At 60.5% G+C, this 26,538-nt stretch carries 22 protein-coding genes and 2 tRNA genes; 10 read left to right on the top strand and 14 right to left on the bottom strand.

The annotated features are described in order from the left end of the window. Window positions 1-16 precede the first annotated feature (16 nt). Both BLR31_RS12765 and BLR31_RS12760 read right to left on the bottom strand, forming a co-directional pair. Window positions 17-796: a DUF1365 domain-containing protein gene (locus BLR31_RS12765; RefSeq protein WP_090596957.1), complete on the bottom strand. Its 780-nt coding sequence runs from the start codon at window positions 794-796 to the stop codon at window positions 17-19. Beyond that, window positions 793-2,148, bottom strand: a complete 1,356-nt coding sequence (locus BLR31_RS12760) for an NAD(P)/FAD-dependent oxidoreductase (RefSeq protein WP_090596956.1) — start codon at window positions 2,146-2,148, stop codon at window positions 793-795. The genes BLR31_RS12765 and BLR31_RS12760 overlap by 4 nt, the downstream gene beginning before the upstream one ends. A gap of 240 nt (window positions 2,149-2,388) precedes the next feature. Here BLR31_RS12760 and BLR31_RS12755 point away from each other — a divergent pair, with 240 nt between their 5' ends. The 4 genes from BLR31_RS12755 to BLR31_RS12740 all read left to right on the top strand — a co-directional run bounded on the left by BLR31_RS12755 (window position 2,389) and on the right by BLR31_RS12740 (window position 4,424). Beyond that, window positions 2,389-2,964 (top strand): sigma-70 family RNA polymerase sigma factor, encoded by a 576-nt coding sequence (locus BLR31_RS12755; RefSeq protein WP_176762650.1) that lies wholly within the window; start codon window positions 2,389-2,391, stop codon window positions 2,962-2,964. Next, entirely contained in the window at window positions 2,961-3,623 is a 663-nt protein-coding gene (locus BLR31_RS12750; RefSeq protein ID WP_090596955.1) for a ChrR family anti-sigma-E factor, read from the top strand. Before BLR31_RS12755 ends, BLR31_RS12750 begins: the two co-directional genes overlap by 4 nt. Window positions 3,624-3,632: 9 nt before the next feature. Next, window positions 3,633-4,040 carry a DUF2177 family protein gene (locus tag BLR31_RS12745; protein ID WP_090596954.1) on the top strand — a complete coding sequence of 136 codons (408 nt, stop codon included), beginning with the start codon at window positions 3,633-3,635 and terminating at the stop codon, window positions 4,038-4,040. Window positions 4,041-4,169: 129 nt separating this feature from the next. Then, entirely contained in the window at window positions 4,170-4,424 is a 255-nt protein-coding gene (locus tag BLR31_RS12740) for a hypothetical protein (RefSeq protein ID WP_090596953.1), read from the top strand. A gap of 69 nt (window positions 4,425-4,493) precedes the next feature. Here BLR31_RS12740 and BLR31_RS12735 read toward each other — a convergent pair. From BLR31_RS12735 to cpdR, 3 genes are all read right to left on the bottom strand, one after another. After that, window positions 4,494-4,568: transfer RNA gene (locus BLR31_RS12735), tRNA-Val, on the bottom strand. 70 nt (window positions 4,569-4,638) lie between these two features. Continuing rightward, window positions 4,639-4,713 (bottom strand) — tRNA-Val (locus tag BLR31_RS12730). Window positions 4,714-4,830: 117 nt separating this feature from the next. Then, window positions 4,831-5,190, bottom strand: coding sequence for a cell cycle two-component system response regulator CpdR (gene cpdR, locus BLR31_RS12725; RefSeq protein WP_090596952.1), 360 nt, complete (start codon window positions 5,188-5,190; stop codon window positions 4,831-4,833). Window positions 5,191-5,382: 192 nt separating this feature from the next. Between cpdR and BLR31_RS12720 the strand changes: the two genes are divergently transcribed. Together BLR31_RS12720 and hisN are read left to right on the top strand one after the other, a co-directional pair. Next, window positions 5,383-6,264 (top strand): N-formylglutamate amidohydrolase, encoded by an 882-nt coding sequence (locus BLR31_RS12720; RefSeq protein ID WP_090596951.1) that lies wholly within the window; start codon window positions 5,383-5,385, stop codon window positions 6,262-6,264. A 290-nt stretch (window positions 6,265-6,554) separates the two neighbouring features. After that, on the top strand, window positions 6,555-7,376 hold the full coding sequence (gene hisN, locus BLR31_RS12715; RefSeq protein WP_090596950.1) for a histidinol-phosphatase: 822 nt from the start codon (window positions 6,555-6,557) through the stop codon (window positions 7,374-7,376). Here hisN and BLR31_RS12710 read toward each other — a convergent pair. Continuing rightward, window positions 7,373-8,341 (bottom strand): alpha/beta fold hydrolase, encoded by a 969-nt coding sequence (locus BLR31_RS12710; RefSeq protein ID WP_244505056.1) that lies wholly within the window; start codon window positions 8,339-8,341, stop codon window positions 7,373-7,375. The two genes, hisN and BLR31_RS12710, sit on opposite strands and share 4 nt — an antisense overlap. Before the next feature lie 390 nt (window positions 8,342-8,731). On the opposite strand from BLR31_RS12710, the gene BLR31_RS12705 reads away from it, so the two are divergent. From BLR31_RS12705 to BLR31_RS12695, 3 genes are all read left to right on the top strand, one after another. Then, window positions 8,732-9,190 (top strand): Hsp20 family protein, encoded by a 459-nt coding sequence (locus BLR31_RS12705; protein ID WP_090596947.1) that lies wholly within the window; start codon window positions 8,732-8,734, stop codon window positions 9,188-9,190. Window positions 9,191-9,658: 468 nt separating this feature from the next. Further along, window positions 9,659-14,374 carry a glutamate synthase large subunit gene (gltB, locus tag BLR31_RS12700; RefSeq protein WP_090596945.1) on the top strand — a complete coding sequence of 1,572 codons (4,716 nt, stop codon included), beginning with the start codon at window positions 9,659-9,661 and terminating at the stop codon, window positions 14,372-14,374. A 13-nt stretch (window positions 14,375-14,387) separates the two neighbouring features. After that, on the top strand, window positions 14,388-15,812 hold the full coding sequence (locus BLR31_RS12695) for a glutamate synthase subunit beta (protein ID WP_090596943.1): 1,425 nt from the start codon (window positions 14,388-14,390) through the stop codon (window positions 15,810-15,812). 55 nt (window positions 15,813-15,867) lie between these two features. Here the strand turns inward: BLR31_RS12695 and BLR31_RS12690 are convergent, their stop codons facing one another. Genes BLR31_RS12690 through galE form a run of 3 tightly spaced genes read right to left on the bottom strand, consistent with a single transcriptional unit; the run spans window position 15,868 to window position 19,325 of the window. Continuing rightward, window positions 15,868-17,061: an SGNH/GDSL hydrolase family protein gene (locus BLR31_RS12690; RefSeq protein WP_090596941.1), complete on the bottom strand. Its 1,194-nt coding sequence runs from the start codon at window positions 17,059-17,061 to the stop codon at window positions 15,868-15,870. A gap of 57 nt (window positions 17,062-17,118) precedes the next feature. Next, window positions 17,119-18,330, bottom strand: coding sequence for a lytic murein transglycosylase (locus tag BLR31_RS12685; RefSeq protein ID WP_090596939.1), 1,212 nt, complete (start codon window positions 18,328-18,330; stop codon window positions 17,119-17,121). After that, entirely contained in the window at window positions 18,327-19,325 is a 999-nt protein-coding gene (galE, locus tag BLR31_RS12680) for a UDP-glucose 4-epimerase GalE (RefSeq protein ID WP_090596937.1), read from the bottom strand. Before galE ends, BLR31_RS12685 begins: the two co-directional genes overlap by 4 nt. 128 nt (window positions 19,326-19,453) lie before the next feature. On the opposite strand from galE, the gene galU reads away from it, so the two are divergent. Beyond that, window positions 19,454-20,350 carry a UTP--glucose-1-phosphate uridylyltransferase GalU gene (galU, locus tag BLR31_RS12675; RefSeq protein ID WP_090596935.1) on the top strand — a complete coding sequence of 299 codons (897 nt, stop codon included), beginning with the start codon at window positions 19,454-19,456 and terminating at the stop codon, window positions 20,348-20,350. Here the strand turns inward: galU and BLR31_RS12670 are convergent. The 5 genes from BLR31_RS12670 to BLR31_RS12650 form a co-directional block, all read right to left on the bottom strand. Continuing rightward, window positions 20,334-21,758: an outer membrane beta-barrel protein gene (locus BLR31_RS12670; protein ID WP_090596933.1), complete on the bottom strand. Its 1,425-nt coding sequence runs from the start codon at window positions 21,756-21,758 to the stop codon at window positions 20,334-20,336. The genes galU and BLR31_RS12670 overlap by 17 nt on opposite strands. A gap of 71 nt (window positions 21,759-21,829) precedes the next feature. Further along, window positions 21,830-22,852 carry a ferrochelatase gene (hemH, locus tag BLR31_RS12665; RefSeq protein ID WP_090597050.1) on the bottom strand — a complete coding sequence of 341 codons (1,023 nt, stop codon included), beginning with the start codon at window positions 22,850-22,852 and terminating at the stop codon, window positions 21,830-21,832. 119 nt (window positions 22,853-22,971) lie between these two features. Next, window positions 22,972-24,624: a HoxN/HupN/NixA family nickel/cobalt transporter gene (locus BLR31_RS12660; RefSeq protein ID WP_090596930.1), complete on the bottom strand. Its 1,653-nt coding sequence runs from the start codon at window positions 24,622-24,624 to the stop codon at window positions 22,972-22,974. Between the two features lie 4 nt (window positions 24,625-24,628). Beyond that, the gene (locus BLR31_RS12655; RefSeq protein WP_090596928.1) at window positions 24,629-25,531 is read right to left on the bottom strand and encodes a LysR family transcriptional regulator; all 903 of its coding nucleotides are present in this window, start codon (window positions 25,529-25,531) and stop codon (window positions 24,629-24,631) included. 200 nt (window positions 25,532-25,731) lie between these two features. After that, window positions 25,732-26,520, bottom strand: a complete 789-nt coding sequence (locus BLR31_RS12650) for a creatininase family protein (protein WP_176762644.1) — start codon at window positions 26,518-26,520, stop codon at window positions 25,732-25,734. Window positions 26,521-26,538: the final 18 nt, after the last annotated feature.

Genomic DNA, 26,538 nt, shown 5'->3' with positions numbered 1-26,538 from the left:
TCAGGTTGAATGGAAATCATTCCGCCGGCGTGGTGACGATCACCGAATGGGAAATTTTAGCTTCGGCCTTCTTGTGCATGAAAACCGGGTTGCCCTTGAGCCAGAGCCTGAGCGCCTCCCAGTGGATGCCGCCCATGATCTTGAGGGTCATCAGCGGATAGCGCACCAGAGCCCTAAACAGTGCACCGTCGGTCAGATCGCTTCGTTTGCCAGTAAAGGCCGCATAGAGCAGCGGCCCCTCGGCATCGGATTCATTGATGGCGATCTGGACTTTCTCGCCCGGGGGGATAATGCGGAAGTCATACTGCGCCTGCATCGGCACGAAGGGCGATACGTAGAGTTCCTTGGCACAGGACTGGCGCACAGGCCCTTCCTGTCCGTCCTGAAGGGGAATGACATAGGTATGCCGCTCGTGAAACGTGTTGCAGACTTCATAGAGAATGGCGCGCAACGCGCCGTCCCGGGTCTTGCAGAAATAGACGGTGATCGGATTGAACACATATCCAAAAATGCGCGGATAGCAGAGCATTTCAATCTTGAGCTCGTCTGCCACGATCCCGGCATCGGCGAGCATGCGCTCGGCCCAGTCGCGCAGGCCGCCCCTTTTCCCATCCCCGTGGTCGGTGTCGCGAAACGAGAACACCCCCCAACGATTGACCGCGAAAAGGCGTAGCGATCGACCGAGGCTCTCAATCGCATCAAGGTCGAGGAGAAGCGAAAAGACACGGTAATGCAGCCGGTGCGCCTTGGGGCGATGCCGGGTGTGGACCACGTCTCCCTGGTAGATAGCGTTCATTCGGCGGCAACCCGCTCCTCATCGATATGAATTCGGCCCGACGCATTGGCGACCGACCACGGTCGTGAAACGCCACCAAGGTCCTCGGCGGCGGCAAGGCCCGATTGCAGACCATCCTCGTGGAAGCCCGATCCAAAATGTGCGCCGGCAAACCATGTATGACGGCGCCCCTGCAAGCGCCATATCTGCTGCTGTGCTGCCACCGCATGCGTGTCGAACAGGGGGTGCGTGTAGTCGTATGTGCCGAGAATTTTTTCAGGATCGATCGTTCGGCTCGGATTGAGCGTTACAAACAGCGGATAGCGCTTGTCGATATTTTGCAGCTTGTTCATCCAATAGGTAACGCACAGGGGTGCATCGCGGTCCCAATTGCGTTCGCCGATGTAATTCCAGCTCGACCAGACCGATTTGCGCTTCGGCATCAGGCGCGTGTCGGTATGCAGCACCGCCGTGTTGTCGGTATAGCGGAATGCGCCCAAGAGCGCGCGTTCTTCTTCATCTGCATCGCCCAGCATGGCTAGGGCCTGATCGGCATGGGTAGCGATCAGGACATCGGAGAAGATGTCCTCGTGTCCGGCGGCATCGGTGATGGTCACGACACCTGCGTGACGCTCAATGCGCCGGACCGGCGTATTGAGTCTTACGGTGCCCTTAAACTGAGCGAGTAGCCGCGAAACATATTCGCGACTGCCGCCATCGACGGTGCGCCAGAGCGGGCGGTTGGAAAGTTCGAGCAGGCCGTGATTGAGAAAGAACCGCACGAAGGACTGGATGGGATAGTCGCGAATGTCGCGCGCCGAAGACGACCAGATCGCTGCAGCCATCGGCAGGATGTGATCATTGACGTAGCCGGCCGAATAGCCGTTGGATTCAACATAGTCGGCCAGCCCGACGCCCTTGAGCGATGGATCATCGAGAATATCCTGAGCCGAGCGCGAGAACCGCACGATATCGGACAGCATGCGCCAGAACCTTTTCCGCACGATATTGGTTTTCTGACCGACCAGCCCGAGCGGATCGGAGCAATATTCGAAATCGCCTTGATCGACCGATGCGCCGAACGACATCCAGGAGGGCGCGGTCGGCACCCCGAGATGCTCGAACATGGCCACGAGATTGGGATAATTCCCCTCGTTATAAACGATGAACCCTGTATCGACCGGAATGACCTGCCCATGCACATGGGCATCGACGGTGTTGGCATGCCCCCCGATACGGCCATCGGCCTCGTAAAGCGTCACGTCATGGGTCTTGCTTAACAGCCAGGCGGCAGAAAGGCCCGAGATCCCGCTGCCGATCACGGCGATACGGCGGGTTCCGGTTGGGCCCTTGGGGCCAGCATCGAGATACATCGATCGATTTTCCTTTTTGATCTTCCTAATCAGTTACGGGGCAAAGGCAAATTCGGATGCACCAAAGTCTCATTTTTTTGCGCCGCGGTGATCCGCTCGCCTGAAGGTGGCGTATCGCCAGCCATGACAACGACGGTTTCCATAGACGTAGCATCGTGCAAAACTCTGGCTCCCTATGTCCTGCGTCCGCCCCGGGACGCTCGGCCGAGGGCGGCAAGAAAGACCGTGCGTAAAAAGGAAATGGCCGTCGAACCCAACGATAAGCAGGCGCTCAACATTACAATGAGCGCGCATCTGACCGCAGTCGCAGAGCGTCGCGACGTGGCAGCATTCGAAGAACTGTTCCGCTATTACGGGCCCCGGGTTCGCGCCTACATGGCGCGGTTGGCCCGTGACGGACAGCTTGCAGAGGAATTGATGCAGGAAACCATGATGGCGGTCTGGAACAAGTCCGCCCAATACAGCCCGGACAAGGGCAATGTTTCGACCTGGATTTTCACGATAGCGCGCAATCTGCGCATCGACGCCTATCGCAAGGCGAACCGCCCGGGCTTCGATCCCAACGATCCAGCCTTCGTACCCGCCGACACGGCTCCAGCCGACCAGACCCTCGAGGGCATGGAAGACGCCGCGCGGCTTCACGAGGCCATGGCGCAATTGCCGTCCGAACAGCTCCAATTGCTGAAATTGTCATTTTTCGACGAAGCCTCGCATGGCACGATCGCCGAAACGCTGGGCATTCCGCTCGGCACGGTCAAATCGCGCATCCGCTTGGCCTTCGCCAAACTGCGCTCCACGCTGGAGGACAAGCAATGAGCATTGTCCACCATCTCGACGACGACGTTCTTCTCGAATACGCCACGGGTACGCTGGCGGAAGGCTGGTCGATTGCCGTTGCCACCCATTTGGCGCTCTGCCCGCACTGTCGTGAGCGCTACGAACTTATGGAACTTACGGGCGGCGCCCTGCTCGATACGCTCGAACCCGTTCCCGCGAGCCCCGACAGCTGGACGGCGCTTATGGCGCGCCTGCAGGACGAGACCGGAGCACAGCCTGCTGCTGCGACGCCTGCTGTGCCCCCTAATGGCGGCCAGCCCGTGTTGCCTGAACCGCTCCGGTCCTATGTCGGGTCCGATGTGGACGGCATCGCCTGGAAATCATTGCCCGGCGCAGCGCAGTTTTTGATCCCGACCAGCGATGGCGAGACCATGGTGCGGCTGTTGCGCATCCCGGCGGGCAAGCCAGTGCCCGAACATACCCACCGCGGGCGCGAATTTACGCTGGTTCTTTCTGGCGCGTTTTCGGACGGCGAGGACGTTTTCCGGCGCGGTGATATCGAAGTCGCCGATTCGAGCCTGATGCATACGCCGGTGGCGACGCCGGACGCGGATTGCATTTGCCTTGCGGTCACCGATGCTCCGCTGAAATTCAAAAGCTGGATGGTTCGCATGGTCCAGCCCATGCTCGGGATTTAAGGACCGCTTATGACCTATGTCGTTGCCTATATTGCCACTGCCATTGTGTTCTTTGCAGTGGACTATGTCTGGCTTTCGCGCGTGGCGCTCGGTTTCTACCGCTCGGAAATCGGCCACGTGCTTCAGGACCAGCCCAATCTGGCAGCGGCCGGGGCGTTTTATCTCTTTTATGTCGGTGGCATCGTCTATTTCGCCGTAAACCCGGCGCTTGCCAGCGATAACTGGACCCAGGCCCTTATTGCCGGTGCGATCCTCGGGCTTGTCGCTTATGGCACCTATGACATGACCAACCTCGCAACGATCCGCGACTGGTCCATCAAGGTTACGGTCATCGACATTCTCTGGGGTGCGACGCTGACGGCGGGATCGGCCGTCGCGGGGTTCTTTGCCGTGCGCGCGCTTGGCCTGGGCAACTAGGACGGCTCAACGCACGCCTCTGCTTTGGACGCATACTGCTCCAAGACTGAAGAGTGTGGTTTTTGCCTGTTGGGACTGCGCCGGCTCCTGTAGGTTGGAGCGCCAACCAAGAATACAGTGTCTGTCACTATGAGCGATAAACCATCTGCCCCCACTAAACTCATCGTCGTCATCGCTTTCGAAGACGACGGCGAGGGCGGCATGCGCCCGGCATTCGACCCGCGTGAATTCCAGAGTGAGGACCGGGCCAAGAGGGAGGCGGGATCACTTGCCAATCACTATCCGGCAGTGATCGCATGGTCGCGGGAAGCCAAACCCGACATCGGGGAATATGGTGAGCCCGAAGTGCTGTTCAGCTCTGGGCCCGTGCCGACGATGGATTAAGCGCTGACGCAGGCTTGTCTGGCACCCGGCCAAACACTTCTAGAACCGATAAAATTTCAGGCTGGTAGATGGTGGGTGTAACTGGGATTGAACCAGTGACCCCTGCCGTGTGAAGGCAGTGCTCTCCCGCTGAGCTATACACCCGCTTGGCTTTCCGCTCGAAAGACTGCGGTGCCGGCTAAACCTGGCTCCCGAAGGGGAGGTCCAAGAGAGATGGTGGGCGTAACTGGGATTGAACCAGTGACCCCTACGATGTCAACGTAGTGCTCTCCCGCTGAGCTATACGCCCATTTCTCTTGGGTCGCGGATCGCCGGGAAGCGATGCGCAGGGCGGATACACCACAAAACCCACGCCGGGGTCAATAGGGTATAGCCGCTTTTTGATCGACCTGTGTGGGGCGCTTGATCAGGCCGCCAGAAGCCGCTCCACCTCGTGCACCAGATCGCGCAGATGGAATGGTTTGGAGAGCACCGACGCGCCCTTGGGCGCCTCGCTGTCGGGGTTGAGCGCGACGGCGGCAAAGCCCGTAATGAACATGACTTTAAGGTCCGGATCGAGCTCGGTGGCGCGGCGCGCCAACTCGATCCCATCCATCTCCGGCATCACGATGTCGGACAAAAGCAATGTAAACGGTTCTTCACGCAGGCGCTCATAGGCCGAACGGCCATTGTCGAACGCGACCACGTCATATCCGGCGCTCTTGAGCGCCCTGGTCAAAAACCCGCGCATATCCGCGTCGTCTTCTGCCAGCAAAATACGGTTCATTCGGTGACCCTTTTCGCCTCGCTTGCCCGTGCGTGCCGCACAAACTGACCGATTCGCATCCTTTTACGAAAGCAGGAGTTACCGGACTACTCACATTCGCGTCGATACGGCGCCCTCTTGTGGACAATCGGTGCGGACCGATGCAAACTCGCATCAGAACGAACGCGGACCGCCGCGCCACCGGAGCGATACGTGCAATCTGACTATCACGACAGACCGGCCTTCGAGACGATTCGACCTCGGCGCCAGGTTGCGCCCATCGTGATCAATTCACCCCATTCGGGCCGCGACTATCCCGACCGGTTTCTAAAGCTTTCCCGGTTGAACGAAACTGCGATACGTCATTCCGAAGACGCCTATGTCGATGAAATTTTCGCCCGCGCGCCGCATATGGGCCTGCCGCTGTTGCGTGCGCATTTTCCGCGCGCCTATCTCGACGTCAACCGCGAGCCCTATGAGCTCGATCCGCGCATGTTCCGCGAGCCGTTGCCTGAACATTTCAACACCGCCTCACCGCGCATAGCTGCCGGGCTGGGCACGATTGCTCGCATCGTTTCGGAAAACCGTCCGATCTATCGCGAGCCGCTCATGCTCGAAGATGCGATGATGCGCATTGAAGGCATCTACAAACCCTATCATAAAACGCTGCAGACGCTGTTGAGCGAGACGCTCGGCAAGTTCGGCGTGGCCATCTTGATCGACTGCCACTCCATGCCGCGCCTCAACAGGGGCAATGACCGCTCGGCGCCCGACGTGGTGTTGGGCGACAGGTTCGGGACCACTTGCGCGCCTGTGCTGATCGAGACTGTCGAAGCGGTATTTGCCGGTGCAGGGCTGAACGTTGCGCGCAACCGGCCCTACGCCGGTGGTCACGCAACCCGCGCATACGGGCGGCCGCAATACGGTATTCACGCCCTGCAGATCGAATTTTCGCGCCACCTCTACATGCACGAACTCACCCTGCAAAAACACCAAGGCTTTGGCCTCATGCAGCACCTCGCCGAGACCCTGATCTCCACGCTGGTGCGCTTCGACGCGGTATCGCTAGCGCGCACGCAGCACGCCGCCGAATAGGTCTGGATCGCAATGTGGGAGGAAAAGAGTGGGCCGCACTAAGCGGCCCAAGTCAAGGGAGGAAACATTGGCAGTTCGAAAGACGCGGAGCGTTTAAAGAACCACCAATCCATCATGCAATATTGTGATTGAACCTTTTTTCGCTGTCACGCAAGTGTCGTCCAATACAGATGCATGCAATCGACGGGTGCTGTTGCAAAAAGGAATCACTTTTGTAAACACCTCGTTAAGGAACAGCGGCTTATCGGCGACTGGCTCCCTTTCCCTCTCCTCACGACGCAAGATTTTGGATGTCCATGACAATTTCGACAGCTGCCCGGCCCACCGATGCGGCCATAGCCGAAACGCTGATTGCCAGCGCGACGGCCGCGCGGGCCTCGACGCTCGGCAGGTTCCGGACCCAACTTGCTGTGGATAACAAGTTTTCCGTCGGCTTCGATCCAGTGACCGAAGCCGATCGCGAGGCCGAGACGGTGATCCGCGCGATCATCGCCGAGCGGTTTCCCGATCACGGCATCATCGGCGAGGAGTGGGACGCCAAGGCGACCGAGACAGCCTATAACTGGATCATCGACCCTATCGACGGCACCAGGGCTTTTATATCCGGCGTTCCGGTTTGGGGCACGCTGATCGGGCTGACCCATGAGGGCAAGGCGATCGCCGGGCTGATGGAGCAGCCCTTCACCGGTGAACGTTGGATGGCCGTGGGCGGGCAGCTCGAGCACACCCGCAACGGCGGGCCCCAGCCCGCGGGCGTCAGCTCTGTAGCCAAGCTATCACAAGCCCGAACCAGCACTACGTCGCCCGACATGTTCCGCGGGCCGCATCTTTCGGCCTGGACGGAGTTGAGTTCGCGCGTATTGCAGGTGCGGTATGGGCTGGATTGCTACGCCTATTGCCTCTTGGCGTCGGGCCACATCGATCTGGTCGTCGAGGTTCAACTCAAGCATGTCGACATCGCGCCGCTTATCCCCATCATCGAGGCGGCTGGCGGTGTCGTCACCACCTGGGACGGCGGACGCGCCGAAAATGGCGGCACATGCGTTGCCGCAGCGACGCCGCAACTCCATGACGAGGCCATGCGTGTCCTGCGCGAGGCGATGCTGGATTAGGCCGACTGCTCGGTGACGAAGGCGTCGAACGCGGCCAGTACCTGGGCGCGGATCACATCGGTTTCCATGAACAATTCGTGCCGCGCGCCGGGGATGACAACATGATGCCCCGCCTTGAGACGCAGCCCCAGCATCTCGGTGGCCGGGGTCTCGACAACGGTGTCGCAGGCCGCAGCGCAGATAAAGACCGGGATCTTCAGCTGCGCCGGAAAATCATCGGCATTCGCGCGGCGCATGGCCCCAAGCGCCGACCCGATCCAGCCAAGCGTAGGGTAACCGACAAAGAGGTCGGGCCGCGCCTTCAGGACGTCGACAGTCGCCATATAGCGCCGTTTGTCACTGGTGAGGGGATTATTGGGAAAATTCGCCTCGCTTTGTGCCTTGTCCTCGCGCCGTCCAATCGGAAGTCGCGAAAGCCCGAGAAACCGCAACGCGTTCATGACGCGCGACGTCCATTTGAGCGACATGGGCAGCCCAGGCAGGCTCACCATCGGCGATGACAGAAACACCCTGTCGAACATCAGGCGATCGCGCGTCGCAGCCATAAGGCCGATCAGCCCGCCTGTCGAATGGCCGACCAGATAGAAGGGCGGCGGGCAATCGGGCAAAACGATCCCGGCGTGAAAATCGCGAAGGTCCGTCCAATAGTCATCGAAGCTCTCGACGTATCCTAGCTTGGGGTTCTTGATCAGCCGATCGGACCCGCCCTGCCCGCGCAGATCATAGATCGCCACGGCAAAACCGCGCTTTTGGAAATCGGTGATGGTCTCGAAATATTTCTCGATGAACTCGGTGCGCCCCGGTACCAGCACCACGGTGCCGCGCGCCACATCCCCGAGCCGCGGGAAAAGGGCGTACCGCAAACGCACCTGGTCGCTCGTCGTAAAATATCCGGCCCGTGCGCCATGCGGCACCGGGTTGGTATCGAGGTGGACGAGGCTGGGTTCGGCGGGCTTGGCGACCACGTTCAATGGGCATCTCCTTGGATATCGCGCCAGAGGATAGCCAGACTTGGTTACCGATGCCAGAAGCTTGGGAGAGAGGTGAGACGCAGGCGCCGTTGCGGGGGGCGGTGAACGGCGCCTGCGCTTAGTCATGACCCCGTTTCCGAAGATCACATGCCGCTTTCTAGACCCCTCGGCCTGAACGCGATCCGAGCGGGCCGTTCATATTCAATTCAGGCGGCAAATTTTCTGCGTCCCCATCCCTCTTGAACAGCAAAATCGACTTTCCTACCTATGGGCTGTCCGCCGGATGACCCGGGGACGCCGCCGATGAACCGCCCGCCTATCGCAGGGGGCAGCCCATTGGCAGCAATGATCATCGTTCTTGCTCAAGTCAGGAGAACACTGAAAATGCAACGTCTTGATTTTTCGCCCTTTTACCGCTCCACCGTCGGTTTCGACCGCCTGTTTTCGCGCCTCGATACGCTTGTTGCCGAAGACGCCAAGAGCTATCCGCCCTACAATATCGAACGCACCGGTGAAGACACCTATCGCGTAACGATTGCGGTGGCCGGTTTCTCGACTGGCGACATCGCCATCGAGACCAAGGAAAACAGCCTTCAGGTCAAAGGGTCACGCACTAACGGTGCGACGGACAAGCAGCGTGAATTCCTCCATCGCGGCATTGCTGAACGCGCCTTCGAATTGCGCTTCCAGCTTGCTGAACATGTCGAGGTTTCCGGCGCCAGCCTGGAAAACGGTTTGCTCCACATCGATCTGAAGCGCGAGATCCCCGAATCCAAGCGTCCGCGCCAGATCGAGATCGCCTCGAGCGGCCCCCAGACCATCGAAGACAAGACCGTAAACTAATACGGTCTCAGCCAACGTTCTCTCCTCCTGAACGTTATGCAGGGCGCCCGGTCGAAAGGCCGGGCGCCCGTTCTTTTGGGTGCTTTGTCCTCATGGAGGTGACCATGGCTTGCCCCATCGAAACAAATCTGCCAATTTCATCCGAAATTTAGGGCAGCAATCCTGTCCATTATTGACAATTCCACCACGATCCGTCACACAGATCGTGCTAAGAAAATCGTATGGTCCGCCGTCTCCCGGCCCAGACCTGCGTCGCCGGAAAAAGCCTGCCCGAATAACGAGGCTAGGACGTCCGGAGGAACCCGTTGCGGGTTCATTTGAGCGGCCATTTGGATGCAGCGCCGCTCCAGTGTAAAGAACCGGTCTGCTCATTCGAGCCGTACATTGATCCTTGTACGACCCGAGCGAGCGACCTGCACGGTGCCGAGCTTGTTGCAACGCTCCGTTAACTTTGGCGAGGACCTTGATATGGGCGAACTGGACACACGTTTGATCGATGCGGCTGCGCAGGTTGCGAGCACCACCGCAGCCAAACGCAATCCGACCGCTCAGGGGCTTTATGACCCCGCCAACGAGCACGACGCCTGTGGCATCGGCATGATCGCCAACATCAAGAACAAGAAGAGCCACGAAGTCGTTCAGAAGGGTCTCGAAATCCTCGAGAACCTCGAACACCGTGGAGCCGTCGGTGCCGATCCGCTGATGGGCGATGGCGCGGGCATTCTCGTGCAGATCCCGCATGCCTTTTTTGCCAAGGTCACCGCATTCGACCTGCCTGACGCCGGCCATTACGCCCCGGTCATGATCTTTTATCCCAATGACGGCCTGCGCGATCGTTGCGCCGAACTCGTGCGCCGCACCATCGAAGCCGAGGGTCTTTCCATTCTCGGCGAACGCGTCGTGCCCTTCGACAATTCAGCGCTGTCCGAAGGCGTGATCGCCACCCAGCCGATCATCGAGCAGATGTTTGTCGCCCGGCCCGACGATATCGAAGATATCGATGCCTTCGAGCGCAAGCTGCTCATCACCCGCAAGGTGATCTCCAACACGATCTATGGCGAAATGCCCGAGGTCCAGGGCGATAACGGCTTTTACATCGTCTCGATGTCGGCCCGCACCGTCGTTTACAAGGGCATGTTCCTGGCCGACCAGCTCGGCAAGTTCTATCCCGATCTGCACGACGAACAGTTCGAGAGCGCTATCGCACTCGTGCACCAGCGGTTTTCGACCAACACCTTCCCGTCCTGGAAGCTGGCGCATCCCTACCGCATGACGATCCACAACGGCGAGATCAACACGATCCGCGGCAACGTCAACTGGATGGCGGCGCGCCAGGCCTCCGTTGCATCGCCAAAATTCGGCGACGACATCACCAAGATTTGGCCGATCTCGTACGAGGGCCAGTCCGATACGGCCTGTTTCGACAACGCGCTCGAATTCTTGGTTCGGGGCGGGTATTCCCTGCCCCACGCGGCGATGATGTTGATCCCGGAAGCCTGGGCCGGCAACACGCTGATGGATGAAGAGCGCCGCGCGTTCTACGAATACCACGCAGCCTTGATGGAGCCATGGGACGGTCCTGCCGCCATGTCGCTGTCGGATGGCCGATATGTCGTGGCGACCCTCGATCGCAACGGCTTGCGTCCGGCCCGCTATCTCGTGACTAAAGAAGGCCATGTGGTCCTCGCCTCCGAATCGGGCGTGCTCGATATTCCCGAGGAAGACGTCGTCGAGCGCTGGCGCCTGCAGCCGGGCAAGATGCTGTTCATCGACCTGGAAGAAGGACGCATCGTTTCCGACGACGAGATCAAGAAGGCGCTTTCGGCCAAGAACCCCTACGCCAGCTGGCTCGCCAAGACCCAGATCGTGCTCGAAGACCTGCCAAAGACTGACCCCAAGGCCCCGGTGACCACCGAGAGCCTGCTCGATCGCATGCAGGCGTTCGGCTACACCCAGGAAGACGTAAAGCTCCTGATGGAGCCCATGGCGACCACGGGCCAGGAAGCCGTCGGTTCGATGGGCACCGACACGCCCATTTCGGCGCTCTCGGACAACCCAAAGCTGCTCTACACATATTTCAAGCAGAACTTTGCGCAGGTCACCAACCCGCCCATCGATCCGATCCGCGAGGAATCGGTGATGAGCCTCGTGTCGTTTATCGGACCGCGGCCGAACCTGTTCGACCTTGAGGGCCTTTCGACCACCAAGCGACTCGAAGTGCGCCAGCCGATCCTCACCAACGAGGATCTGGAAAAGATTCGCGCTCTGGGCGATATGGCCGACAACCAGTTCCACACGGCCACCCTCGACATCACCTATTCTGCCGAAAAAGGCACGGCGGGCATGGAAGCCGCGCTTGAGCGTCTGTGCGAGCGGGCCGAACAGGCGGTGTCCAACGGCTATAACATCATCATTCTGTCCGACCGCCTCGTCGCGGCCAACCGCATCGCGATCCCGGCGCTGCTGGCCACGGCTGCCGTACACCACCATCTGATCCGCAAGGGTTTGCGTACGTCGTCCGGGCTCGTTGTCGAAACCGGCGAAGCGCGCGAGGTCCATCACTTTGCGGTGCTGGCAGGCTATGGCGCTGAAGCGATTAACCCCTACCTGGCTTTTGAAGCGCTTGCCGCACTCCACGCCGAGCAGGAATTTCCGCCCGAAGTGGACGCCAACGAAATCATCTACCGCTACATCAAGTCGGTGGGTAAGGGCCTGCTCAAGATCATGTCCAAGATGGGCATTTCGACATACCAGTCCTATTGCGGCGCCCAGATTTTCGACGCGGTCGGTCTGTCGTCGGACTTCGTGAAGCGATTCTTCTTCGGTACCGCCACGTCCATCGAGGGCGTGGGCCTGCCCGAAGTCGCCGAAGAGACATTGCGTCGGCACAAGCTGGCCTTCTCGGAGGACATGGTGTTGCGCAAGTCTCTCGATATCGGCGGTGAATACGCCTACCGCATGCGCGGCGAAGCGCATGCCTGGAGCCCCGACATCATCGTCGACCTCCAGCACGCGGTGCGCGGCAAGACCGACACCCCCGATGCCGCGCAGGAGCGTTACGATGCCTTTGCCCGCGCGGCCAATGGCGAAAATGAAAAGCACCTGACAATCCGCTCGCTCTTTGAAATCGAGCCGCTTGGAGAACCCGTCGACATTTCCGAAGTGGAATCGGCAGAAGCGATCGTGCGCCGTTTCTCGACCGGGGCGATGAGCTTTGGCTCGATCTCGCGCGAAGCCCATACGACGCTCGCCATTGCCATGAACCAGATCGGCGGCAAGTCGAACACCGGTGAAGGCGGCGAGGAGCCCGAGCGCTTCAAGCCCCTGCCCGACGGATCGATGAACCCGCAGCGCTCGGCCATCAAGCAGATCGCGTCCGGCCGGTTCGGCGTCACGACCGAATATCTCGTCAACGCCGATATGCTGCAGATCAAAGTTGCCCAAGGCGCAAAGCCTGGCGAAGGCGGTCAGCTGCCAGGCCATAAGGTCGATTGGGTCGTCGCAAAGACGCGGCACTCGACCCCCGGCGTGGGCCTGATTTCGCCCCCACCGCACCACGACATCTATTCGATCGAAGATCTGGCGCAGCTCATTTACGATCTGAAGAACGTCAATCCCGAAGCCGACGTATCGGTCAAGCTCGTCTCGGAAGTGGGCGTGGGTACGGTCGCGGCCGGTGTCGCAAAGGCGCGCGCGGACCACATCACGATTTCGGGCTATGACGGCGGTACGGGTGCGTCGCCGCTGACGTCGCTCAAGCATGCCGGCGGCCCATGGGAAATCGGGCTTGCCGAGACCCATCAGACCCTCGTCCTGAACCGCTTGCGTTCACGCGTGGCGCTGCAAGTCGATGGCGGCTTCCGCACGGGCCGTGACGTTCTGATCGGCGCGCTACTCGGCGCCGACGAGTTCGGATTTGCAACGGCACCGCTGGTGGCGACCGGCTGTATCATGATGCGCAAGTGCCATTTGAACACCTGTCCGGTTGGCATCGCCACCCAGGATCCGGTACTGCGCAAGCGCTTCAAGGGCACGCCAGAGCACGTCATCAACTATTTCTTCTTTGTCGCCGAAGAACTCCGCCAGCTCCTGGCTTCGCTCGGTGCCAAGACCGTCAACGACGTTATCGGTCGCTCGGACCTGCTGACGCAGAAAAAGCTCGACGGCCACTGGAAGGCTAAAGGTCTCGATTTCACCAAGCTCTTCTACAAGCCCGAGCCGATCGGCGGGGATGCGATCCATCACACCGAACTCCAGAACCACCATCTGGAAGCGGTGCTCGATCGCAAGCTGATCGAAAACGCCCGCACCGCAATCGATACGCGGATGCCGGTGCAGTTCGAAATGCCCATCCGCTCGCTCAACCGTTCGGCCGGCGCCATGCTGTCGGGCGAAGTGGCCAAGAAGTATGGTCACAAGGGCCTGGCCGAGGACACGATCTCGGTGACTTTCCGTGGTACGGCGGGTCAGGCGTTCGGCGCATTTCTTGCGCGCGGCATCAGCTTTGATCTGATCGGCGATGCCAACGACTATGTCGGCAAGGGCCTTTCGGGTGGACGACTGGTCATTCGCCCGTCGGAAAAGGCACAGATCGTGCCTGAAAATTCGATGATCGTGGGCAACACCGTGCTCTATGGCGCTATCGACGGTGAGTGCTATTTCCGCGGGATGGCGGGCGAACGCTTCGCGGTGCGCAACTCGGGCGCCGTCGCCGTTGTCGAAGGCACCGGCGATCACGGTTGCGAATACATGACCGGCGGTGTCGTCGTCGTTATCGGCAAGACCGGCCGCAACTTTGCTGCCGGTATGAGCGGCGGTGTCGCTTACGTGCTCGATGAAGACGAGACGTTCCGCAGCCGCTGCAACCTCGCAATGGTCGATCTCGAACCGGTGGCCGAGGAAGAAGAGCTTATGCGCAAGATCCACCATCACGGTGGTGATCTCGAATGGCATGGTCGCGTCGACGTTTCAGGCGACATGACCAAGCACGATGACGAGCGTCTCTATCAGCTCATCTCCAATCACCTGCACTATACCGGCTCGGATCGAGCCAAGCATATTCTCGACCATTGGGAGGAATTCCGGCCCAAATTCGTCAAGATCATGCCGGTCGAATACCGTCGGGCGATGCAGGAAATGGAAGCACTTCGCACGGGCCGCGCGCGCCCGTCGGCAGCGGAATAAGGGGAGCGAGCCAATGGGAAAAGTCACAGGCTTTCTTGAAATCGATCGCCAGGAACAGCGCTACGAGCCAGCCTCGGATCGCATCAGGCACCATCACGAATTCACGCTTCCGCTCACCGAGCCCGAAGTGCGCAATCAGGCGGCCCGCTGCATGGATTGCGGCATCCCCTATTGCCACTCGGACACCGGCTGCCCGGTTCACAACCAGATCCCCGACTGGAACGACCTCGTCTATCACGACGACTGGGAAGAGGCCGCGCGCAATCTGCACTCGACCAACAACTTCCCCGAGTTCACCGGCCGCATCTGCCCCGCCCCATGCGAGGAAGCCTGTACGCTGAACCTCGAGGACGTGCCTGTTGCGATCAAGACAGTCGAACAGGCCATTGCTGACAAGGCCATCAAGGGTGGTTGGGTCCGCCCGCAGATTTCCGACAAGAAGACCGGCAAGAAAATCGCCATCGTTGGTTCAGGACCTGCAGGTTTGGCCGCTGCACAGCAGCTCGCCCGCGTGGGTCATGAGGTCCATGTCTATGAGCGCGAGCCCAAGGCCGGTGGCCTGCTGCGCTACGGCATTCCCGACTTCAAGATGGAAAAGCACCATATCGATTTCCGTCAGGCCCAGATGGAAGCCGAAGGCGTGATCTTCCATTTCGGTGAAAACATCGGCATCTCCCGCCCGCTCAAGGAGCTTCAAGATAGCCATGACGCCGTCCTTTTGTGCGGCGGCGCCGAGTTCCCGCGCCATCCCGGCTGCGAGGGCACCGAATTTGCCGGCGTCCATTACGCCATGCCCTATCTGATCCAGCAGAACCGGCGCAATGGTGGCGAACGCTTCAATGACGAACCCATTCTGGCCGCGGGCAAGCGCGTCGTTGTGATCGGCGGTGGCGATACCGCATCGGACTGTGTGGGCACGGCGTTCCGCCAGGGCGCAATCTCGGTCACTCAGCTCGACATCCGCCCTCAGCCGCCGCACAAGGAAGACAAGTTGACCTCCTGGCCCAATTGGGCGGTCAAGATGCGCACCTCGTCCTCACAGGCCGAAGGCGCCAATCGCGAGTTTTCAGCCGGCACGGTCGAGATCGTTTCGGACGAACGCGGCCATGTTGTCGGCGTCAAATGCGCCCGTGTGGGCCGCGACCGCCATCCGATCGAAGGCAGCGATTTCATCCTGCCGGCCGAGCTGGTGCTCATGGCGATCGGCTTTGCCCACCCCATCCATGATGGCATGCTCACTGAACTGGGCGCCAAGCTCGACAAGCGCGGCAACCTCTTTGCAGATACGTTCAGCTACAAGACGACAGTCGACGGCGTCTATGCCGCCGGCGACATGCGCCGTGGTCAGTCGCTCGTTGTCTGGGCCATCCGCGAAGGGCGCCAGGCCGCCCGTGCCATCGATATCGATCTGATGGGCGAAACGGCACTCCCGCGCTGAGCCCATCCCGTCGTGACATCTCAAAAGCCCCGGACATCGATCCGGGGCTTTTTCATTATCGGCCTGAGGCGTTTTCGATCGCGACCGCCGGCGTGGCACCGAACGCATCGATGCGGCCCGCCGGCGCGTTTAGCATCGAGTCGAGCGAGAACCTCTGCGTTCCGGCCGTTTGCGAACCGGCGATGATGAGATCGCCCGCCCGCTGATTGGCCCCGCCCAGATCCTGGATGATGCTGGCCATTTCGACCAGCCGCATCTGGTCCAGCCCCTGGAACGGCGGACGCAACATGCTCGCGGCATCGGTGCCCGCCAGAAGATCGGCAACTTCCGATGTGCTGCCTGACGCGCTGACCCGGCCACCGCTGGAGCCAGTCCCCAGCGCACGGTCAACGTAAAACGCCAGCTTGTCGGCACCTGCCGCTGAAAAATGAATGCCGTCGCCACGGCGCATGGCAACGATATTGCCGTTCAGATCCGGCCCATCGATGCTGTAGCCACCATTTTCGCCCATATAGCGTTCATAGGTCTCGACCCAGTTCGCCCCGGCAGCATCGACAGCGGACTTATGGATCGAGGATATCTGCACCATCGCCGCGCCGTAGCTTGGCTGCTCCATGGGCGGCAATTCGATCCAGATGACCTCCTTGCCGGCAGCGCCGAGATCGGCCAGGAACGCGTCGAGACGTCCGCGATATGTCTCACGCCACGCATCCGACAAGGGATCGGCATTCGCCAGTTCCTGCCGGTCGTTGATCCCGATGGCGACGACAGCAACATCAAAACTGTCGCGCGCTATCTCGGCTTCAATCGCCTCGTTCCAGTCGAAAAAATCGTCCCGTACAAAGCCCGATGAACCAACCGATTCTTCGAGCACCATCATTTCGGGATTGTCGGCATAGAGCCGCTCAAGCGCCCGCGCCAGATCGACACCGAGCGAATCTCCAAAGACCGCGATGCGCCGGGCGTTTTCCGACTTGTCGCTCTGAACCGGCTGCGGTGCAGGCACTGGCGCGGGCCGAGGCGCTGGCCGCGTCTGCTGCGGTTGCGGCTGGGGCTGAGGTCTTGGTTGGGCTTGTGGTTGAGGCTGAGGCTGCGGTGCGGGGGCCTGCTGCTGAGGCTGGTTCTGACTGCCAAACAGAAATTCGAACAGCGTCCGGCTCGACCGCTCCTGGCCCAAGCCAGGGGTCACGAGGAGGGCCATAGCCACTATGGACAGGATCAGCCCTGAGATTTGCCGCAACGCGCTCATAGCCCTTCTCTAGTGCATTTCATCGCCGCGTGAAACGCCACTTGATAACCCCACGCGCTATTGAACGGCTTGCGCCAGCAATCGATGCGCCTCAAGCGTTACAAATCCATCAGCGACCAGACCGCGGCTTGCCTGAAAGCGAGCATAGGCGGCCTGCGTGATCGGACCCAGATTGCCCTCGACAACGCCCTGATAGAGGCCCAGTCGCGCCAGCATGGTCTGGATTTCAACCCGCTGGTTCCGATTGGGGAACTGCGCCTGCCGCGGCCATGGCGCAACGAACGGCCCTGCCCCCTTTAGCCTGTCAGTGAGATGGGCGATCGACAGGGCGTAGGAATCTGAGAAATTGTAGCCTTTAAAGACGAGATAATTGCGCGTCATGAGAAACTTAGGCCCGCTCGCCCCCGCCGGGACGTAGAGAAAGACCTCGGTGCCAAGATCGGTGAACTGCCGCCCACCCACGCGCACCACGCCGCGTTCGGCAAAGAACCGGACCTGGCGAAAATTTTCGCGGTCGGCAAGAAGATAGTCGAACCCTTCGGGCAGTTGCACCTCAAAGCCCCAATCGAGACCCGGCTGATAGCCAAGCCCGCGCAGATAATTGGCCGACGACGCCAGCGCGTCGGCGAGGGACGCGTGAACGTCCACGACCCCGTCGCCATCTCCGTCCTGCCCATACTGTAGATACGCCGTCGGGATCAGCTGCAAATGGCCAAGCGCCCCGGCCCAGGAGCCGACCAGCGTATCGGCGCGCCCACGTGATTGGGCAATGCGCAGGGCAGCGATCAACTCTGCCTCGTCTTCTACGACACGTCCCCGGCGTTGATGGGCAAGCGTTGCGAGCGACGGTACGATCGGCTTGATGAGGCTGCTATTGCCGAGCACGGCGCCATAATCGCTTTCCATGCCCCAGATGGCGCCGAGCACATATGGGTCGACGCCATAGCGCGCGCCAATCGCCTCGAACAGCCCGCTATTGGCCCCCATCGCCGCCTGTCCGCGCCCGATACGTCCGGACCCGAGCCGGCTATCCATGTACTCCCAGACAGGGGTCACGAACTCCGGCTGCCCCGAAATTCGGCCCGGAATGGAGCTGTCGGGCTGGATCGGTCCCATCACCGCGCGATAAAAATCGCGGTCGATGCCCTGTGACACGGCGACCGCCTCAAACCGCGCCTTGAACGCCTCGAAACTCTCGATCGGCTGCGCCAGCCCCGGAAAAGTGGCAGCAACCCATATCAGCAGGCTTAAGGCAAGTGTCGGGATCACAGGATGGACGGCCTGTCATTGCGCGTGTCGAGGTATTTCTCCCATTTATAAGCCATCTCGACGATGCCTTCGAGGTTGTCATATTTCGGTTGCCAGCCCAAAGCCTTTATGCGGTCGGCTCCAGCCACGATCGAGGCAGGATCGCCCGGCCGGCGCGGGCCGTGCTCGACGATAAAGTCGATGCCCGTGACCGCCTTGACCGTCCGCACAACCTCATCGACCGAAAACCCGCGGCCATAACCGCAATTCATCGTCGTCGACTCCCCACCTTTGCGCAGATGGTCGAGCAGTAGGGCGTGTGCCGACACGAGGTCGGAGACATGAATGTAATCGCGCACGCAGGTGCCGTCAGGCGTGGGATAGTCATCTCCGAAAACGCTCATTTTGGCGCGGTGACCCAAGGCGGTCTGGACCGCGACCTTGATCAGATGCGTCGCCCCCGCCGTCGATTGGCCCGAGCGCATTTCCGGATCGGCACCTGCAACGTTGAAATAGCGCAGTACGCCATATGTCATGGGATGCGCGGCTGCGACGTCCGCCAGCATCCACTCGCTCATCAGTTTCGATTTGCCATACGGCGATGCCGGATTGAGCAGCACATCCTCAGCGACCGGCTCGAGCCCGACCATGCCATAGACAGCAGCGGTTGAGGAAAAGATGAAGTGTTTGACCCCACCGTTGACGCACGCCTCGATCAGATCGCGCGTCGAAGCCGTGTTGTTCTTGTAATATTTCAGCGGATTTTCCACCGATTCAGGCACGACGATCGAGCCGGCAAAGTGGATAACCGCTTCCACGTCATGCTCGGCGATCAGTTTTTCCACTAATTGCGTGTCCGAAACATTCCCCGTCACAAGTTTGACGCGATGATCGATGAGCCATTCGAAGCCGGTGGTGAGATTATCCAGGACGATGACGGTCTCGCCGGCGTCGGCGAGGTTGAGAACCATATGCGAGCCGATATAGCCCGCGCCACCGGTAACAAGAACGCTCATGAAAGTCCTTTCGTGGGCCTGAATATCAAGTGCCGTTTATGAGCCATATATGAAACCGCAGCGTTGAGCTTGCGTTAAAGGCCCCAAATGGTGCTAATCTAATAGATAATGCTTTCAAGGAGTAAGACGTGGTTCGCAGAGTCCGTACAGCAGTTTTTCCCGTCGCCGGTCTGGGGACACGCTTCCTGCCAGCAACCAAGGCCATGCCCAAGGAGATGCTGACGGTCGTCGACAAGCCGCTCATTCAATACGCCGTCGATGAGGCCCGTGAAGCCGGCATCGAACACTTTGTCTTCGTCACCGGGCGGAACAAAGGCGTCATCGAAGATCATTTCGATCGCCAGTTCGAGCTGGAAATGACGCTCGAAAGCCGCGGAAAAAAAGACGCGCTCGACCAGCTTCGCCGCGAATTGCCCAAGGCCGGGCAGTCCAGTTTTACGCGTCAGCAAGAGCCGCTTGGCCTTGGTCACGCCGTGTGGTGCGCCCGCGACATCGTTGGCAACGAGCCGTTCGCGCTTCTGCTTCCGGACATGATCTTTAAGGCCTCGCCCGGCGTTCTGCGCCAGATGATGGACGCCTATGAGGAAACCGGCGGCAACATCTTGGGTGTCGAGGAATGCGAGTGGGACGAGGTCTCGTCCTACGGCATCGTCCAGCGCGGCGAAGGACCGGACACCGGTTTCCGCATCGACGGCATGGTGGAAAAGCCCAAGCGCGAAGATGCGCCCTCAAACCTCTTCATTTCGGGTCGCTACATTCTGCAGCCGGAAATTTTCACGCTGCTGTCCGAACAGTCAGCCGGTGCCGGTGGCGAAATCCAGATCACCGATGCGATGCAGAAGCTGATGTCACGCCAGCCATTCGTGGGCGTAAAATATGATGGGCGCGTTTTCGATTGTGGCTCCAAGATCGGCTTTCTCACCGCTAATGTGGTGTTCGCGCTCGAGCGCGAAGATATCGCCGACCAGTTCATGGCCGAACTCAAGACCCTGACGGGCGACATCCCGATCAGTATCGAAGAGTAATTCCGCCGGAAATCCGGTGTTCTTCACGCGAGGGGTCGACGGCGTTCGGGTCCTCGCGCCAACCATAGCCGTAGTCGAGCGTCGCGCTGGTGTGCGGCCCGATGGCGATATCGGCGCCCGTCCCGAGACCTGATGTTCGCGTTGTTGCCGACCCGTCTACCGGCACGTCCCATCCCGCCGACACATTGGCCCGCAAGGCGAGCCATGGAGTGATCCGGTGTGTGGCCTCAAGCGCGGCATCGTAACTGGTACTGGCGCCAGATGCGCCGCTGCCGCCGCTCAGGCGTGTGTCGAGCGAGGCGACAAGCTGGGTGGTGCTGTTGGGCGCAAACCCGATCGCGGCGCCGTAAAGCCAGCTTTGAGCGTCTTCGAGCGCGCTATTATCGAAATCGCGCCAGCCGGATCCAACCGAGGCCTCGAGCGTCACGACATCGGACCAATTTCCGGTGATCCCGCCCCGCAGCGTGTAATCCGCGCCAGAGCGCGATATGCCCAGATCGGTGTCGGGATTGCTATAATCCTCGCGCCCTGCCCTGCCGGAAACGAAGGTCCCGATGATCGGCGTCACCGCATATCCGACGCGCAGTCCGGCACCGTAGCCAAAGACATCATCATCCGAATTGTCGACCGAGGTGCCATCATCAAGCGTCGTATCGCCGACCCAGCGCCGCGACAGATCACCTAATGCCACGAGGTCGAATTGCCCAAGCCGCTGGCCATAGGCAAGGCTGACGGCGCCATCGATCGTCTGGGGCGCGCTGTCGACATCGGCGTCTTCGACGGTAAGGCCGGACGGATCGTCCTCGGTAAATTCGAGCGACGCATCGAAATTGAGCGCGGCACCGGGCGACAGACGATGGGTAACACTCGCGTCTATATCGGCGGCACCGAGCCGGGCATCGCTGGTGTTTGGCGCGATAACCGTGGCACTGGCGCCGATACCGATGTCGGTGGCCAACGCCTGACGCGATAGCGCGATTTCCGGAATGGCAAGCAATTCGAACCGCTCACCCGCATCCGAGCGGACATAAGCGCCGCGTAGCGACAGTGCGTATTCGGTATCCCATTCACGCGATGGCTCGGCAAACGGGACACCCATGGGCGGGCTGGCTACAAAGCTGTCGGTGGCCGTTGGCGATACCGCCGGCATGATGGCTGGTGCCGGCGTCGGCGAGGCCGCGGGCTGCGCGATGACGATGGGCGCAACCGGGCGCTGGGGTGCGTTAGGATCGATGGGCGGAAAGTGGCAGAGCGTTCCCGGCCTGCAGCCGACCCCGACCGGACCCCGCAGAAGGTCGGGATTGTCGGTCGCCGAACCGTCACCCTGCGCCATGGCGAGCGCCGCAAAAGCGATCGTCCCGGCGCCTGCCAGGAGCAAAACGGCAAGTGGGGCTGCGGCGCGAGGCACTGAAAGCGAATCCGGAAATTGTTGCCCGGACAGGCTTTCAACTTATGGTTAACAAAGGCTTACGATCGGCGTCAAAGCCAGCCCGAAAGCTCCTTGCGCACAAGGTTTTCGATCATCGCCATGCCGTCGGGACTGTCGTTGAGACATGGGATATAGGCATAGCGTTCACCGCCCGCGTGCATGAACTCTTCCTCACCTGTGATGGCGATTTCTTCGAGCGTTTCGATGCAGTCTGACGAGAACGCAGGAGCGAGGATCGCGACCTTCTTGATGCCCTTGCCCGGTAGGGATTTCAGGGTTTCGTCGGTATAGGGTTCGAGCCATTGGGTAGGCCCGAAACGGCTCTGGAACGTGACCATGATCTTGTCCTTGTCCCAACCCAGTTTCTCGCGCACCAGCCGTGTCGTCTTGTAGCACTGGCAGTGATAGGGATCGCCTTTCTTGAGGTAATCCAAGGGCATACCGTGATATGAGGTGATGACGAGGTCGGGCACGAAGTCGAGCTTTTCAACGCCTTCCCTGATCGATTTCGCAAGCGTCTCGACATAGACCTCTTGTTCGAAATAGGCCGGGACCGTGCGGACCGCAGGCTGCCAGCGCATGTGCTGAAGGGCCCGGAAAGCCTGGTCATTTGCCGTTGCAGTCGTCGTCGCCGAGTACTGCGGATAGAGCGGGAACAGCAAAATCTTGTCGCAGCCCTGCGCGTGCAATTTGTCGATGGCGCTCTTGGTCGAGGGGTTGCCATAGCGCATGCCGAACTCGACGATCACCCCATCGGCGGCCAGACGCTCCTGGAGGTTTTGGGTCTGTCCACGGGTGATAACCTTAAGTGGACTCTCGTTTTTTTCCTTGTCCCAGATGCGCGCATAATTGGCCCCGGACTTCTGGGGGCGGATAGAAAGGATCACGAGATTGAGGATCGGCCACCACAAGAATTTGGGTGTATCGATAACCCTGGGATCGGAGAGAAATTCCTTGAGATAACGCCGAACGCTCCAGTAATCGGTGGCGTCGGGCGTACCCAGATTGAGCAGCAGGACCCCGATTTTCTTTTGTTTTACAGGGGGATGGTCGGGCGGCAGATGGGCGTTCATCATTGTCCTGGGGGTGCGGATGTGAGGTTTTGGCGCACAATAACGCCTCAGCGGGCTTGGGCAACACTTAGGCGTTATCGTGCGGCCTTTTGCCCAGACTATACGGCGTTTGTGCCCGCTTAGATGGCCGCAAACAGCAAGATGAGGCCAAAAGTCATGACCAGCAGCGCGCCGGCCATTTCCATCCACCACAAAGCCGAGGCCGCAGCGCTGCCGCCGCCGGTGAGTTTGAGGGCGCCGCTCTTGAGAAATACCGCCAGAGAAGCCAAGACAGCAACAGTGATCGCGGTGCCTAACCCCATGAGAAACGTAGCGAAAATGCCCGCGGCGAGCAGGCCCTGGCTCAGCGCGAAGACGAGGACCACCAGCGCACCCGAACAGGGCCTGAGGCCCACCGAAACGATGACCCCGAGCTGTTCGCGCCAATCGCCCGAGGTCTGTTCGGGGGTGACCATGTGATGATCGCAGGCGTGATCGTGGCCATGATCGTGATGGTGGTGATCATGGTCCGCACCATGCCCATATATGGCTCGAGATCGGAGATTGTGCGCGTGATCGACAGCGCTATTCTGGGGCTGGACTCCATGGTTGTGCGGAAACAGGAATTTTCGCGCCGCAAGCCACGCACCGAGTGCCGCGACCATCCCATAAGAGATGAGTTCGACCCACCGCGCCGCCGCGCTCATCGCCATCGAGGTGAGGCCCAAAAGACCGGCGGCGATGAGAATGAAGACGACCGCCACGACAGACTGCATCATGGCCGACAAAAAGCTCAGGAGAATGCCCCGGCGCAATTGCCGTTCGTTGGCGACGACGTAGGACGAGATGACGATCTTGCCATGGCCCGGACCTGCTGCGTGGAAGACGCCATAGAGAAAACTCAAGCCGCCCAGAACCCAGAATGCATTTGCGTCGGTCTGGAGCGCGCCGAGCGCCGATGTCATGGCGCGATAAAATGATTGCTGCTGCTGGTTGACCCAGCCGAAAAATCCGCCCTGTGTCGGGACGAGCGATGTCTCGGCCGGCGGCGCGGCAAAGGGGGTGGGCGGGCGCTGGGTGGTTGCCTGCTGGATCGCCTGGATGCCGGTCGCAGCCACTGTGCCTTCGCAGGTGACGGTCACGAGATTGGCCAGAGCGCGAGCAGCGGCGCGCAAATCTTCGGGCAGTTCGGTGACTTCCGGTCCGAGCATCCAGAGGCGTTCTTCGAGTTCGGGGTCGATCGGCTCGGGTTCTTTGGAAACGACCGAACAGGTCTCGGGCGCCCCTTCGAGCGTTACGGAATCGTCCTCGGGAAACGTGAAGGCCGCGTAATATTCGGGATCGCCCACTTCGATGTCATAGACCCCGTTGACGGGCTGCGGCTCGGCAAAGTCGATGACGAAGGTGAGGGTCAGCAAACCCTCTTCATAGGCCATCGACGGATTGCCCGCGCTGGCGACGGGCGCGTGGCCATCGAGTCCTTCGGGATCGGCGAAGGTGTAGTAGGAGTAAAAATCGAGGCCCTGGATATTTTCATCGGCCAGCGGCTGGAGTTCGGCTGTCGTGAGGATGCCGTCGCCATCCGTATCGAGGCCCTGGATGGCCCAGGACGAGAAATACTGGTCGAACGTCCAGTGATGACGCATTCCGACGATCGCGCCGTCTTCGAACAACACCTCGCCAGCGGCATCGATCCACACATGGGGATGGGCATGAGCCGGGCCGGCAGTACCCAGCAGCGCGGCTGCCGAGACCACGATAGCGGCGATCGGGCGAAGAAGGTTTGTGTTCATAAGCCTATGCGTTGACCGGGTTTTTCTCGAACCAATCGACAAGAAAGTCGATGAGCGCGCGGACCTTGCCCGACAGATGTCGGCGATGCGGATAGACGGCCTGCAAAAAGGGCCGCTGCGGCAGATAGTCGACAAGGACAGGCACCAGTTCCCCTTTCTGGATGGCCGAATCGGACAGGAAACTGGGCAATAGTGCGAAACCGAGGCCCTTTTGTGCCGCCACCAGCGCCCCCACCGGAGAATTGACCCGCACCGGGCCATCGACATGGACGGTCATTGTCTTTCCATCCTCGACGAACTGCCAATTGGCCTGACCGGTCATGTTGGTGTCGACGATGCAGGGAACGCCCTTGAGCGCCTCTGGGGTTTTGGGCGCTCCATACGCCTTGATGACTGACGGTGCAGCGCAGACGGCAACCGAGGTCTCGGCGATTTTTCGCGCGATGAGCGAGGTGTCGGACATGCGCGAAATGCGCAGGGCAACGTCGATCCCTTCTTCGACGAGATCGACCATCCGGTCTTCGAGCCGCAAATCGAGCGTCACGTCGGGATGGAGGCGGGTGAACTCGAACAGCGGATCGAGAAGCGTGCGTTCGCCGAAATTGCGCGGCGCGGAAATGCGCAGAATCCCGCGCGGGGCCGCCGTTTGATCGGTGATCGTCGCGTCGAGATCGTCGAGCTGGGTCAGAATGTCCCGCACTTCGCGATAATAGGCCTCGCCGGCTTCGGTGAGGCTGAGTTTGCGGGTCGTGCGGTTCATGAGCCGCGCGCCGAGATAGTCTTCCAGATCGGTAACGTATTTCGACAGCAGCGCCTTGGATCTGCCATGTATGCGCGCTGCAGCGGAAAACCCACCGGCATCGAACACCTGAACGAAAGCGCGAATACGTGCCAGATCCTGCGTCATGCCTGCCCCTGATTCATTTCGGCCACTCTAGGGGGAATTGGGGGAAATGTAGACAGGGGTTTTTGCTGGGGTGCCGCGGATGAAGCTACAGCGCAGCGAATACTGGGTCCCGGCTCAAGGCCGGGATGACAGTGGAGGATGTGTCCAGCTGGGTCCGATTGGATGACGGCTGCGTGCTCATGCGAGACATGGTGGGGGCGTCATCGGTCGAAATGGGCGAGATCGAATTTGGCGACGTCGTCGAGAAGGTGCGCGAAGTTGGTGAGGATGTGGGCGGCGAGGGCCTTGCCTTTTTCGGGGGTGGCGGCACTGGCGTTGCCGACGACGCCGTGGGGGTTGAGGTCGGAGCTGAGCCAGCCGAAATGGTGGCGGCCATAGGCGGTGAGATGGGTCATCGAGGCTTCGATGGCAGAGAGCGCGGAAGCGAAATTTTCGGCCCTGTCCATCGCTACGCTTTCGGGCGCATAGTGGAGCATGAGCGAGGTTTCGATGTCGCCGCCATGAATGCCGTATTTGCGTTCCGCCTCGGAAAACAGGTCCTCCGGCTGGCTGAAGCGGAGCCAGGCTGTGGCGACGGCGAGCATTTTGAGCTCGGCGCGGGCCCTAAGGATGACGCTGTCGACGACGGCGGAATTGCCGCCATGGCTGGAAACGATCACCAGCCGCCTGCAGCCCACGCCGGCGGCGGCGCGCGCGATGGCATACCAATGGGCGATGAGATCGGGTTCTTCGAGGCTCTCGGTGCCCTCGGCCCAAAAATGCTCGCGCGACGCGCCTATGCGCTGGATGGGCAGCACAACTGCATCGATAGCGCTGGAGAGGTAATTGCCGAGCGCGCTAAGATGGCCTTCCGCGATGTCGCAATCGGTGGTGTTAGGCAGGTGGGGACCATGCGCTTCGGTGGCGGCGACGGGTAGGATGACGATGGCCTCGTCCGAAAGCTCGAGCTCGGCCAAGGCATCGATGGATCTCAATCTGACGAACGGCACGGAGCCTCTCCGGGGCAA

The organism is Pelagibacterium luteolum, assembly GCF_900100665.1.
Classification (GTDB): Bacteria; Pseudomonadota; Alphaproteobacteria; order Rhizobiales; family Devosiaceae; genus Pelagibacterium; species Pelagibacterium luteolum.
This window is presented reverse-complemented; position numbering and strand designations above follow the sequence as displayed.